The 12,912-nt window shown below is 37.6% G+C and carries 12 protein-coding genes; 7 read left to right on the plus strand and 5 right to left on the minus strand.

The genetic code is table 11. The features are described from left to right. Positions 1-142 precede the first annotated feature (142 nt). The 7 genes from AA650_RS22885 (at position 143) to AA650_RS28375 (ending at position 4,858) form a co-directional block, all read left to right on the plus strand. Positions 143-388, plus strand: a complete 246-nt coding sequence (locus AA650_RS22885; protein WP_234413246.1) for a hypothetical protein — start codon at positions 143-145, stop codon at positions 386-388. 27 nt (positions 389-415) lie between these two features. After that, positions 416-850, plus strand: a complete 435-nt coding sequence (locus AA650_RS22890) for a hypothetical protein (protein WP_015078325.1) — start codon at positions 416-418, stop codon at positions 848-850. A gap of 160 nt (positions 851-1,010) precedes the next feature. Next, positions 1,011-1,355 carry a Nif11-like leader peptide family natural product precursor gene (locus AA650_RS22895; protein WP_053540799.1) on the plus strand — a complete coding sequence of 115 codons (345 nt, stop codon included), beginning with the start codon at positions 1,011-1,013 and terminating at the stop codon, positions 1,353-1,355. A gap of 68 nt (positions 1,356-1,423) precedes the next feature. Continuing rightward, positions 1,424-2,683 carry a nif11-class peptide radical SAM maturase 3 gene (locus tag AA650_RS22900; protein WP_053540800.1) on the plus strand — a complete coding sequence of 420 codons (1,260 nt, stop codon included), beginning with the start codon at positions 1,424-1,426 and terminating at the stop codon, positions 2,681-2,683. Between the two features lie 16 nt (positions 2,684-2,699). Next, positions 2,700-2,903, plus strand: a complete 204-nt coding sequence (locus tag AA650_RS22905; protein WP_053540801.1) for a hypothetical protein — start codon at positions 2,700-2,702, stop codon at positions 2,901-2,903. 381 nt (positions 2,904-3,284) lie between these two features. Further along, entirely contained in the window at positions 3,285-4,280 is a 996-nt protein-coding gene (locus AA650_RS22910; protein WP_053540802.1) for a DUF4351 domain-containing protein, read from the plus strand. Positions 4,281-4,711: 431 nt separating this feature from the next. Beyond that, on the plus strand, positions 4,712-4,858 hold the full coding sequence (locus AA650_RS28375) for a bacteriocin (RefSeq protein ID WP_199924327.1): 147 nt from the start codon (positions 4,712-4,714) through the stop codon (positions 4,856-4,858). A gap of 199 nt (positions 4,859-5,057) precedes the next feature. Here AA650_RS28375 and AA650_RS22915 read toward each other — a convergent pair whose 3' ends face one another. From AA650_RS22915 to AA650_RS22930, 5 genes are all read right to left on the minus strand, one after another. Then, positions 5,058-5,795, minus strand: a complete 738-nt coding sequence (locus AA650_RS22915; protein WP_053541385.1) for a peptidylprolyl isomerase — start codon at positions 5,793-5,795, stop codon at positions 5,058-5,060. A 453-nt stretch (positions 5,796-6,248) separates the two neighbouring features. Then, entirely contained in the window at positions 6,249-7,751 is a 1,503-nt protein-coding gene (locus tag AA650_RS22920; RefSeq protein WP_053540803.1) for an HlyD family efflux transporter periplasmic adaptor subunit, read from the minus strand. Positions 7,752-8,019: 268 nt separating this feature from the next. Further along, positions 8,020-10,674 (minus strand): peptidase domain-containing ABC transporter, encoded by a 2,655-nt coding sequence (locus tag AA650_RS22925; protein WP_234413247.1) that lies wholly within the window; start codon positions 10,672-10,674, stop codon positions 8,020-8,022. Further along, positions 10,607-11,203 (minus strand): helix-turn-helix domain-containing protein, encoded by a 597-nt coding sequence (locus tag AA650_RS27230; protein ID WP_081424314.1) that lies wholly within the window; start codon positions 11,201-11,203, stop codon positions 10,607-10,609. The genes AA650_RS22925 and AA650_RS27230 overlap by 68 nt, the downstream gene beginning before the upstream one ends. Before the next feature lie 21 nt (positions 11,204-11,224). Next, positions 11,225-12,424: an IS4 family transposase gene (locus AA650_RS22930; RefSeq protein WP_053537530.1), complete on the minus strand. Its 1,200-nt coding sequence runs from the start codon at positions 12,422-12,424 to the stop codon at positions 11,225-11,227. Between the last annotated feature and the right edge of the window lie 488 nt (positions 12,425-12,912).

Consider the following 12,912-nt stretch of genomic DNA (forward strand, 5'->3'; position numbering starts at 1 on the left):
ACATAATTGTTTCAATTATGTCACTTTTATTTTGTCTAAATCTCTAGACAGAGGTTTTTATTTTGAATAGGATGTAATGGGGCAATAAAGAATAACAACCCTAATAAATTAATTCACCTACAGACCTCTGAGGCAAATTAACATGAATAATCATCGTCTTGAAATCAATGACCTAATTGATAGTGCTGTTAATAATGCAGTAGCGCGTCGTGACGAAGCTTTAGCATCTGTATCTAACGAAGAAGCTAAAAACGTTTCTGGTGGTATAGCTCTTACCACAAGCGGTGCGAGACTCATCAAACCCATTTGGTTCGGAATAATCATCCGTGATCCTATTATAACAGGAAAAATCCCACGTCTAACTGATGTTGATGTTCGTTTGGTATAAAAATCCTCTTATTTGGAGGCTAAATGGATGAAGGAAATTGCTGAAAAAACTACACTCTGCCCTAGTGCTAGACCAGAACCAGGGGAAAGTTTTGTTTTCGGTATCATTGGTGGAACAGTAGCAGAACCTCGTGTAGCTTATCTGAAACAGCCTCAACCTATCACAGATGAACTAATAGCTAAAGTTAGTCCTGTGACACCAGCGGAAGTGTTTCGTACAGCTTCAACTTGTGCCACAAATGGTTGTCAACATTTTGATGGGAAAAATTGTGGTTTAGCTACACGAATTGTCGAAAATTTACCGACAGTAGGAGAGGAATTACCTCCCTGTTCTATACGTCGTGATTGTCGTTGGTGGCAACAGGAAGGGAAGGCGGCTTGTATGCGTTGTCCGCAAGTAATTACGGATAATTACAATGCTTCTGAATTGTCAATTCAAGTAGCCACACCAACCGCTTGTTAACTTAATATTTTGCACCATAATCTGATGGGAAAAATAAGATCCTAAAAAGCTGATTATTAGCTAGTATGGGGATTTTCTGCCTACCCTTTTTGAGCAGGTGTAAGATATGAATTTAATATCTGAATTAGGGAATTTTACCAATATCTGAAAGGAGAAAAATATGTCTTTAGAAAATGTCAAATCTTTCTACAAACATCTGGCAGATAATGAAGCTTTCCGTGATCAAATCAAAGCTGCTGAGAATAAAGAAGAGTGTAGCCGAATAGTTAAAGAAGCGGGCTTTGATTTCACTTTAGAAGAATACGAAGAATATACTTATCAACTTTTAGAATCAGCTAATTCTGAAGATGAAATTCAAGATTTAGGTGAAAAAGAATTAGCAGCCGTTTTTGGTGGAATAACTGGAATAACTTCAAGAATTCGACCATTATATGGAGTTGTATGGCCACCTGTACATCAGATATATGGAGTTGTTATAGGTGACATTTTTGAACTGAAAAATTAAGTTTTTAGGGATGGATAAAAAGCCAATTTATCCATCCTTTACTCACAAAATTGATTGAGGATATTTCCATGACTTATCGCCGAATTAGCTATGCAGTGTGGGAAACTACCCTTAAATGTAATCTAGCTTGTCAACATTGTGGTTCTCGCGCTGGACATACCAGGACAAATGAACTTTCTACAGCAGAAGCTCTTAACTTAGTCCAGCAAATGGCCGAAGTAGGAATTACAGAAGTTACTATTATTGGAGGTGAAGCATTTCTTCGTCCCGATTGGTTAGAAATTGCCCAAGCAATCACTAAAGCTGGTATGATTTGTGGTATGACCACCGGGGGTTATGGTATCACCTTAGAGACAGCCCACCGCATGAAAGCAGCAGGGATTCAAGTAGTTTCTGTGTCCGTTGATGGTTTAGAAGCTACCCATGACCGAATTCGGGGTAAACAAGGCTCATGGAAATGGGCATTTCAGACCATGAGTAACCTCAAAGAAGCGGGTATTCCCTTTGGTTGTAATACTCAAATTAATCGGCTCTCAGCCCCAGAATTTCCCCAAATTTACGAACATCTCCGCGACGCGGGTATTTTCGCTTGGCAAATTCAATTAACCGTACCTATGGGGAATGCAGCGGATAATAGCGAGATTTTATTACAACCTTATGAACTTTTGGATGTATATCCAATGATTGCTCGTGTTGCAAAACGAGCCAAGCAGGAAGGTGTACAGGTGCAACCGGGAAATAATATTGGCTACTACGGACCCTATGAGCGATTATTGCGCGGGGGGGATGCGTGGTCATTTTGGCAGGGATGTAGCGCCGGACTCTCGGCTTTAGGTATTGAAGCGGACGGTGCTATCAAAGGTTGCCCATCTTTACCGACAACAGCTTATACAGGAGGTAATATCCGCGACCATTCACTGCGAACAATTATTGAAGAAACAGAGGAACTGAGATTTAATCTTGGTGCTGGTACTCCCAAGGGAACAGAACACCTATGGGGTTTCTGCAAAACTTGTGAATTTGCGGAACTTTGTCGTGGTGGTTGTAGTTGGACAGCCCATGTTTTCTTTGATAAAAGAGGTAATAATCCTTACTGTCATCATCGTGCATTAACTCAAGAAAAAAATGGTATCAGAGAGCGTGTTTTTATCCAACGTCAAGCTAATGGAAATCCCTTTGATAATGGCGAATTTGCACTAATTGAGGAATCTATTAATACCCCTTGGATAGAAAATGACCCACTCCATTTTACTGCTGAGTTAATTCAATGGCCAAAAGAGTGGGAAAAAGAAGCAGAGTTAGGCAAATCTTTAGTTAATTCCCACTAAAATTCTGTTGAGAATCATGAACAATATTTCCGCCGATTCTATCACTTTAGAAGATTCAAATACCTTCGTAAAATCTGAAACTGATTCAGATATTTTACAACCTTTATTACCTCGTTTGAGTTGGGATAATCAGATTACTTATTTGCGACTTATTTTTAGGGCTAAAAGAGCCTTAGACCGAATTGAGAAAGAAGCGGGTATTGTCAGGAGTGAAAACTGATTAAATTTACAGCACCTTAATTTTACCACAAACCTGAATCTTGAGATTTTCAGGTTTATTTCTATAACCATCCTAAACAAGACATGAATACCTCCTTTTCTCTACCTCTGAGTCCTCTGTGTCCTCTGTGGTTCGTTCCAAAAAATCCCTTCACAAACCAGGGAGAATAGCTATATCTATAATTCAGATTATATAACTTTTATTCAGTAACTAATAAGTAGGTTGGCGTTAAAAATTGTCGTTGGGGCAAGGGAACAGGGAACAGGGAACAGGGAACAGGAAGAGAGTTTTGGGCGATTTTACTTTTCTTCACATACCTTTAAATTTTTCAGTTCACCTACTTAATTTGAGGTAAGATAAATAATCATCTGCCATTAATTCATGACCAATATTATTAATAAACGGGCTGATTTTGATAGTCCATGGAAAGAAATTCTCACCGCATATTTTCCCCAAGCAATGCAATTCTTTTTTCCCGAAACCTACGCATTAATTAACTGGGAACGTCCTTATGAATTTCTGGATAAAGAATTTCAACAAATTACCCGTGAAGCCGAACAAGGAAAGAGATATGCTGATCAATTAGTCAAAGTTTGGCAAATTCAGGGTGAACAATTGTGGTTATTAGTCCATGTAGAAATTCAGGGAAAAAAAGAAGATAATTTCGGTCAACGGATATTTACCTACAATTATCGCATTTTTGACAGTTTTGGTCAACCCGCAATCAGCTTGGCGATTTTATGTGACACAAACCGTGAATGGCGACCGAGTAATTACGGTTACAATTATCCCCAGACAAAGTTAAATTTTGAATTTGGTAGCATTAAACTGTTAGATTATGAACAACGGTGGCAAGAGTTAGAAAATAGTAAGAATCCTTTTGCTACAGTGGTTATGGCGCATTTGAAAACCCAGCAAACGCGCTCATATCCCCAAAAACGCAAAATCTGGAAATTCAGTTTAATTCGCAGGTTATACGATTTAGGCTTACAAGAGCAAGATATTCGTAACCTGTATCGCTTTATAGACTGGGTGATGATTTTACCAAAACCATTGGAAAATCAATTGTGGTCGGAGTATAAAAAATTCGAGCAGGAGCGAACTATGAGATATATTACCACTGGTGAGCGCATAGGTTACGAGCGGGGAATAGAAGAAGGTAGACAGGAAGGTAGACAGGAAGGTAGACAGGAAGGTAGACAGGAAGGAGAACGGTTGGTTATTTTAAAACTGCTTAAAAGGCGATTGGGTGAATTATCACCGGAAACAACACAGCGGATTCAATCTCTTTCTGTTAATCAGTTGGAAAATTTAAGCGAGGCTTTACTAGATTTTAGCAGTATGGCGGATTTACTTAATTGGTTGCAATTAAATTAATCCTCTTGTTGAAATCTTCAAATATATGTAAGGTAGATTAGCAATAAAGTACATGAAATAAGTCTTGATTAAGATAGATGCCTGACTTCTTAAATAAGTCGGGCATTTGTTTGTATTTAAGTTAATAGGCAAAAGTGACAAAATTGCAGCAATTATGTCCCTTTTTTTGGCTATTTTTAGTCCGTAATTGTCTGTTTTTTAGTGATATTTTCAACCTAAAAAGGCAAATTTACGGATTTTTGTGCGTGAAATGCTGTTATCATCAAGCTATTGAAGGTGACAAAACTGAAACAATTATGTCACTTTTATTTTGTCTAAGTCTCTAGACAGAGGTTTTTATTTTTAATAAGATGTAGTCGGGAAATGAAAAAAGTACAACATTTCCGGTTTTTTAGATTTTTTGACTTTTTAAAACCAAGGAGAATACCAAAATGGCTAATATTCAAATTGCTGATTTAGCACAAGTTGAAAACCAGTTTGATGAATTATCTGATTTAGATTTGGAGGCTATTATTGGAGGTTGGTATGTAAGTTTATTCTGGGGTTTAATTGAATTTGGCTCTGGCTCAAAGTGTTAATTTGTAGGGTGCGTTAGGACGAGTCCGTAACACACCAACTGCATCAAACCAACGCTATTTCCTCGTTCCCAGTCTCCGACTGGGAATGCTACCTAGAGGCTCTGCCTCTATGACTTAGTATCAATAAAGGCAGAGCCTTCTGTAATTCATTCCCATACAGAGTATGGGAACGAGAACATTTTTAATTTTTGTGATGAAATCACTCGAAATTCACATTAATCTCTGTTTGATTAACCTGTTTTTTAATCCAACTTAATAGTAAATCGCTGACAATTTGCTGTCGCAATTTATCATTCAATTCCGGCTGAATAATCTCCTCAACAAAAATTAAATGTACCCCTTTAGAAGTAATTATCGGTTTAATTACCTGTGGGGGTTTCGCACCAAAGACAGCAGCAGATATTTCTGGCTTTAAATCCCGACGATTTAATACTCCTAAATATCCCCCTTTACGACGTAATTCTACATCTTGAATATATTGGTGAGCTACATCATAAAAACTCATTTCTCCTTCTTTGACTGCATAAAAAAGTTCTATTGCTAGATCTTCATCATTAAATACAACTTCATACATGACCACACCAGCATAATTTAGCTGATTTTCAAAGAAGAAAGGTTCGATTTGATCAGAAAATAAATGCTTGCTTAACTTACCAGTAACCACACTAGTATAGACTATATCTTCAAAATCATCTATAGATAAACTATGTTTTTCTAACCATTTCCAAGTGTCATTAGCACTGGTCATATCATTAGTTAATCGCAGAAAATCCGCTGCTTTTTGTAATTCTTCAACTTCTACTTTTATCCCCGCTTCTTCCGCAGCATTTATAATCACTTTTCGGCTGACAATTTGCTCAACTAACTCAGGTATTTTACAGGATAATTTAATTTGTTGTAAAATATCTGATTGGGTAATGGTGATAGGTTCGGACATGATTTGCTCCTTAAATACATAAATTATACCCCACCCTAACCCTCCCCTTGCTAAGGGGAGGGGACAATTCGATGAATTTTTTCTCGTTCCCAGTCTCTGACTGGGAATGCTACTTAGAGGCTCTGCCTCCATGATTTAGTATTAATGAAGGCAGAGCCTTCCGTAATTCATTCCCATACAGAGTATGGGAACGAGGGGAAAGACTAAAGGGAGGGGACTGAATTAATTGTTTCCCCTCTTAACAAGGCTACGGTGTACACACAAGTCTTCTAGAGTTGCCCCACAACGTTTAGATCCCCCCAACCCCCCTTAAAAAGGGGGGCTAAATTCTTCAAAGTCCCCCTTTTTAAGGGGGATTTAGGGGGATCGGATAACGTTTAGCATCCTGTCTAGAGATCTGTGTACACCGTAGCTTAACAAGGGAGGACTAAGGGGGGTAATTCGATAAATTTTCTACAATTTCACTCCTCCTTGTTGCAATTTTTTAAACGGGTCAAGTAGAAAATCAATAATTCGTCGCTGACGGACAATTACCTCAGCGGTTGCTGTATCCCCTGGACGCAAAGGAATACATTTATTAGCAGAGGGAATACAACTTTTTTTGAGAGAAATTTCTAAGTTATAAGCGGCTACTTTGCCATTAGCTGTATCTATCTCTATCGTATTAGGAGAAATTTTAATTAACTCTCCTGAGATAATACCATAATCCTGAAACGGATAAGCATCAAATTTGAGCTTTACTGGTAATCCTAACCGCAAAAAACCACTATCTGTAGTTGCCATTTGCGCTCGAATTATTAAGGGTGAATTATCTTGAGCAATTTCGGCAACCATTGTCCCTACTTGCACAACTGAACCGGGTTTTTGAATTGGTAGTTGAAATAATATCCCATTCACAGAAGCTTTAATTTCTCGCTGTCCCAACTGAAATTTTAAGGCATCAATTTGGCGTTTAGTTTGAGAAATATCTGATTTGAGAGAACTAATATCTGTGTCTAAACTTTTCTGCTGTTCAGCAATTTTTAACACCGCTGACTGACCAGAAAGGGTTAAAGTTTGATAGCTTCTTTGCTGTTCTCCCAGTCGCAATTTAGCCTGTTCAATATCGGCATGAGCTTGGCGCAAATTTCGCTCATAACTACTTTGTTGTTCTGCTAAACGTAACTTAGCTTGTTGAATATCTGACTGACTTTGTGCATATAATTTTTGCTTTTCCTTAGCGATATCTTGCTTGTCTACTAAATTAATTTCTGGAATTACTCCCTGTTGTCTGAGTTGACTATAGCGTTTTACTTCTCGCTGACTACTTAATAAACTACTCTCTGCTAATTGATTAGTAGTTTGACTATTAGTTAGGGTTTGTCGCGCTTGATTAAGTTGAGATAATCTTTCTTCTTTCTGGAATTGATAGGCATTTTTTAGGGTATTAATATTCTGTTGCGCTTGATCAATTTGTGCTTGTTTCTCTAATTGTTGAGATTGATTTTGTTGTTGTTGGGTTGCTAAGGAGACAATTAACTGATTTTTAGAGGATTTTAACTGAGAAAGTCGGTTTAATTGTCCTTCTAATTTATCTTGAACTTGACGTAATTCTGATTTGACTAATGCCGATTCTAATAATAATAGAGTTTGTCCGGCTTTGACTGTTTCACCTTCTTTAACTTGAATTTCTGCAACTGTTCCCCCTACAGCGGCATCTAATTTCACGGTTTTATCTTTAGGTTCAATACGTCCTCTTCCTGTACCAGTTTCATCTACTTTAGATAGTAAAGACCAAGGTAAAACTATGGAGACAATGAAGACTAAAAGATATAATAGTCCCCGCGTCCAAACCTGGGGTAAACTATCAAGTGATTCTTTAGTAATTTCCGACCAATCTTCATTGGTAATTTCTGGTAATTCTGGTGATAAGATATCATCAGATTTTGTGATATTCCCATTTAATGTACTTGTCATAATGCACCTTTTTCTTAGTATGAATTTATGGTAGGTTGGGTTGAGGAACGAAACCCAACTATAATCATTATTAAATCATTGTTGGGTTTCGCTATGGCTCAACCCAACCTACGTTATTGTTTGTAATTGCTGTTGATTTAGATTCTCATGAATTTGTCATAATGCACCTTTTTCTTAGTATGAATTTATGGTAGGTTGGGTTGAGGAACGAAACCCAACTATAATCATTATTAAATTATTGTTGGGTTTCGCTATGGCTCAACCCAACCTACGTTATTGTTTGCAATTGCTGTTGATTTAGATAGAAATAATGTCCTTTTTTAGCCATTAATTCCTCATGAGTACCACTTTCAATTAACACACCTCTATCTAGTACCAAAATTAAATCAGCATTTCGCACAGTGGAAAGACGATGAGCAATTACTAAAGTAGTTTTTCCTTTGAGAATTGTGTTAAAATTCTGTTGAATTATCCTTTCTGATTCGGTATCTAGGTGAGAAGTTGCCTCATCTAAAACCAATAATTTCGGATTACCTAATAATGCTCTAGCAATGGCTATTCTCTGTCTTTGTCCACCAGATAATAAACCTCCACCTTCACCAATTTGGCTTTCATAACCCATGGGTAATTTTTTGATAAATTCATCAGCACCAGCCATTTTTGCTGCGGCAATTACTTCTGATAAAGGTATTCCTGGATGTCCTAAACTGATATTTTCTCGAATTGTTCCACCAAATAAAAATGTGTCTTGGTCAACTACACCAATTTGTTGTCGAAAAGAACGCAAGGAAAGACTAGTAATATCTTGTCCATCAATTAAAACTTTACCATCTGTGGGGGGATACAAGCCGAAAACTAATTTAGAAATGGTGGTTTTTCCTGAGCCACTGCGTCCCACTAAAGCTACCATTTGTCCGGGTTTGATTTCAAAACTGAGGTTTTCTAATATATTAATATCGCTTTCTGGATGATAGCGAAATGTGACGTTTTCAAAGCGAATATGCCCCTGAATTGCTGGTAAATTCTGCCGTGATTGATTTTGTAAATCCTCTTCTGGTTCTGTGTCTAAAACATCGTTAATTCTTTCGACTGCAATCACAACTTCTTGCAATTGATTCCATAAGACAATTAACCGTTGGAAGGGGCGAATAATATTACCCAGCAGCATATTAAATGCTACTAGTTGTCCCACAGTTAACTGATTATGAATTACCAAATATGCCCCAAACCATAATAAAGCTGTGGTAGCTACTGCTTCAATTGTGTTACTGAAAATTTGTAAATTATTGCCGATAACTTGCCCGGAAAAGTTGGTTTTTATCTCTTTATTTAATAACTCTTCCCAATGCCATCTTACTGTTTGTTCTACTGCTGTAGCTTTGACAGTTCTCACACCAGTTAAAGCTTCTATTAAATAACTACTTTCCTTGGCAACTGCATTGAATATTTCTCTGGAAATCCTTTGTAAAAAGGGTGTGGCAATTAAGGCTAATAAGGCAAAGGGTGGGACAATTATTAAAGCTAATAATGCCATTTTCCAACTGTACCAAAACATCAAGCCTACATAGATAAAGACAGTGAATAAATCTAGGAGAATTGATAATGCTTCACCCGATAAAAAGCGTTGAATTTTGCGGTTTTCCTGCACGCGAGAAATAATATCCCCCACATAACGAGTCTCGAAAAAACTCAGGGGTAAACGCAATGTATGACGAATAAAACCGACAATTAATGCTAAATCTATCCGATTAGCTATATGATCTAAAAGATATTGCCTTAAACCAGTCATAGCCACCCGAAAAAGGCTAAAAATCAACAATCCTATTCCTACTGCTGTCAGGGTCAGTTCTGACCGTTGTACCACTACCCGATCTAAAATTAATTGGGTAAATAAGGGGGTAATTAAGCCAAATATCTGGATGAATATGGAAGCGATAAATACTTCCAACATGACTACAGAATGGGGTTTTATTAACTCAAAAAATTGCCAAAAAGGTGTAGATGTCTCTTTCGTTTCTTTGAGCATTGCTGTCGGTTGTAACAACAATGTATAACCAGTCCAGTCGTTGTTAAATTCCTCATGAGTGAGGGTGCGTTGACCAATAGCAGGGTCCGCCACAATTACATATTTAGCGGTAATTTCGTAGACCACTATGTAATGTTTGCCTTCCCAGTGAACAATAGCAGGTAATTTTTGCTTTCCTAACTGCTTTAAACTAGCTTTGACAGGTCTAGTGGCAAAACCTAGACTTTCTGCTGCTGTTAATAACCCCCGCAAGGATGCACCATTGCGGTCTACATTGGCAATATCACGCAAGCGATTTACACTAAAACGTTTCCCCCAATACCGGGACACCATGACTAGACAAGCTGCCCCGCAGTCAGAACCACTTTGTTGAGCAAAGAATGGATAGCGCCCCATTACCTTTTGCCATAAATGCCCCACCCGTTGTCTGGGACTGGGAAAATAGGCTTTACTAATTTTTGATTCTGAGGTCAAATAGGGGGTTGAATCTGAATTGTCGTTCTCTGGAGAGCTTGGTTTTATGGGTGTATAATCTGTGTTTCTCAGGAGTGAGTATGCTTTCTCCCATAAATGTTCTCGAATTTGGGGATACTTGGCTATTAATGGCAATAGTAACTTTTCTGGCAAGAAGCATAACTGTAAATTTGCTGAAGCTCTGGCTGCATAAGGCTCAAATTTAGATTGGGGAAACAAAGTAAATTCACTGAAAGATTCTCCAGATTCTAGAGTAGTAATTAATTCCTCGTTATCATCTAATAGTCTGACTTTGCCCGTAATGATAATGTAAATGCCCGGTTCAACATTCTTTCCTGTCCAGAATTTGCCGACTTTAGGGTTGATAGATTGAAGTTCGGGAAGATAGTGATAAAATTCTTCTGCGGTTAGTGAATACCCCAATGTATTGTTGATTTGTTGCAGAGATACTAATTGAGCGGATATATTGTGCGCCATAAATGTCTGAATCCTTTACTGCTTTGTGAAAATTAATAGGTATAATTTCCGAGGAATCGGTGGTATTTGCTTTTTTGAGGTCAGCAATTGATATTTTGGGTTCTGTAGCTGATTTTGGGCTATTTTGTCCATCATGACTGGGTTTCGGTCGAGTGGATAAGCCCATTTGTTTGAGAAGTCGCTTAAAGTGGCGATCGCTCACTTCAAAGCCAAATTCTTCGCATAGATGTTTCTGTAACCAATTTAATGTCCAGTGTTGAGAACCATGACCATAATTACGAGGATTACTGCATAATAATTCTTTTAATCGTTGTAAATATTCATTACTAACTAATTTAGGGCGACCAATCGGACAATCTTGCCATTGATGCGCTATTCCCTGACGAGCTATGTGTATCCAATGTCTAGCGGTTGCGGGACAACACCCCAAAATTTCACAAATTTCTGCTTGAGTTATCCCTTGGTCCGCTAACAACCTTAACGGGTGACAAGGCGGCTAAAGAGCTTGTTTCATAAGGGATAGAGCCTGAAAGCCCCGTTGAAAAAAGAGGCGTTTATGAGGCTTGAGATTGATTAAATTCAGAGCTAAATCAGCCCATAATTCCATACCATAAATCCATAGTTGTCCGTAGAGAGCAAAGCTAAAATCACTTTGACGTGGGTACTTGTCCTGATGTTGTTGAATACGTCCGGCATAAGTCTCTATACCTAATTTTTTCATCCGTTGACCGTGCATAGTGGCTAAACTATAAGCAATGACAATCAATAATACTAAAGCTAAAAAGCGAGTTTCATTTACTTTAGTATCCTCTAAATTATAACCACCAGTTTTACAATCCTTAAAGAATTGCTCAATTCCCCATCGACATCTATAGAGGCATAAAGTTTGTTGGAGAGTTGGTAGATTCGTCAAGATATACCAAGGTTCTTTTGGTCCAGAGTTCCGATATTTTCTCTTCCAATAAACAGCGATATTAAATAAGCCTAATTCATCCCCTTTACCACATTTAACTTTTTCATAAAATCTCGACATTCCTGGCTTAAATCCTTGATTTTTAAGAACTTGATATTCTTGTTCAGGTTTTTCTTGAAAATAAAGGTTTTTCTTCTGGCGTAAAGCGAAGTAAACTCCTTGCTCATCAAGCCATTTAGCCAGTTTTGGACTATGAAATTCTCTGTCTGCTAACACCACAATTCGACATTTTTTTAACAACTTTATTGCTGTCTTTATTAATCTTTTCTGTGTTTGTAAATTACTATTTCCGACATGATTTAATGTTTCCCAATATAGTGGTAGGGCATGAGTACCCCATACCAATGTCACCATAAATATATTTCGCCCCTTCCACTGTGTTCTATCCAGTGCTACCATCCAATAACCATATTTTTGATACTGTTTTTTATGAAAATAACGGCGCTGTTCTCGATTCAGTTGTTTTGGTGTTAACGATTGTCTAATCCAATATTTTATCAATGGAAACCATAATAATTTTACGCAGAGTTTACCTATTCCTAAAAATCTTTGTAGATTACGTTTCCTGCTTTCATATTTAATTGGTTGGGGAAACAAGCTGGCCAATTTTGACAGTTTTACTTGGCGATGAGCCTGTATTAATAACAACAATATCTCTAGTGTCAAATACTGCTGTTCACTCAAATGCTTTCGGAAAATTGTTTGATATGATTGTGGTAACATTTTTTGCTTCGGGGGCTTCTTTGTCCCTATTTTTTTACTCCCTTATTTTCTCAAATTATTGCCACATCTCATCTTCAACCGCCTTGTCACCCGTTAAGTCCCTTGGTCCGCTAACAACATAATTTGAATCCGTTGCCGCTGGCATTGAGAGCAATTCTCTTGTAATGATTTTAACAGCATTTGTCGCTGAAAATCTGTTAACAAGTTACTTGAAGAATTGCTCCCCGCTCTATTACTACTTGTCCATTGATATGTATACATAAATGGTTCAATATCGTAAAAATCAAACTCCGCAAGCATCCTAGTTCCCTCTTAATGAGAACTTGGTCTTATGTCTTAGTGTAACTGATACATTATAATACTAATGCTATCTTAATAGAACCCACCTTCCGCTTGTTGCTGACAATGGATTTTAATACCATTTTTGGTAATTCATAGCGGCTCTTGTGTCTTTTTTCTACTGAGAATCTCATGTATTAATAAGCTAA

It is taken from the genome of Anabaena sp. WA102 (assembly GCF_001277295.1).
GTDB lineage: Bacteria > Cyanobacteriota > Cyanobacteriia > Cyanobacteriales > Nostocaceae > Dolichospermum > Dolichospermum heterosporum.

Coding starts and splice junctions, on each gene's coding strand:
- AA650_RS22885 (WP_234413246.1), top strand. CDS start 143: ATGAATAATCATCGTCTTGAAATCAATGACCTAATTGATAGTGCTGTT.
- AA650_RS22890 (WP_015078325.1), top strand. CDS start 416: ATGAAGGAAATTGCTGAAAAAACTACACTCTGCCCTAGTGCTAGACCA.
- AA650_RS22895 (WP_053540799.1), top strand. CDS start 1,011: ATGTCTTTAGAAAATGTCAAATCTTTCTACAAACATCTGGCAGATAAT.
- AA650_RS22900 (WP_053540800.1), top strand. CDS start 1,424: ATGACTTATCGCCGAATTAGCTATGCAGTGTGGGAAACTACCCTTAAA.
- AA650_RS22905 (WP_053540801.1), top strand. CDS start 2,700: ATGAACAATATTTCCGCCGATTCTATCACTTTAGAAGATTCAAATACC.
- AA650_RS22910 (WP_053540802.1), top strand. CDS start 3,285: ATGACCAATATTATTAATAAACGGGCTGATTTTGATAGTCCATGGAAA.
- AA650_RS28375 (WP_199924327.1), top strand. CDS start 4,712: ATGGCTAATATTCAAATTGCTGATTTAGCACAAGTTGAAAACCAGTTT.
- AA650_RS22915 (WP_053541385.1), bottom strand. CDS start 5,795: ATGTCCGAACCTATCACCATTACCCAATCAGATATTTTACAACAAATT.
- AA650_RS22920 (WP_053540803.1), bottom strand. CDS start 7,751: ATGACAAGTACATTAAATGGGAATATCACAAAATCTGATGATATCTTA.
- AA650_RS22930 (WP_053537530.1), bottom strand. CDS start 12,424: ATGTTACCACAATCATATCAAACAATTTTCCGAAAGCATTTGAGTGAA.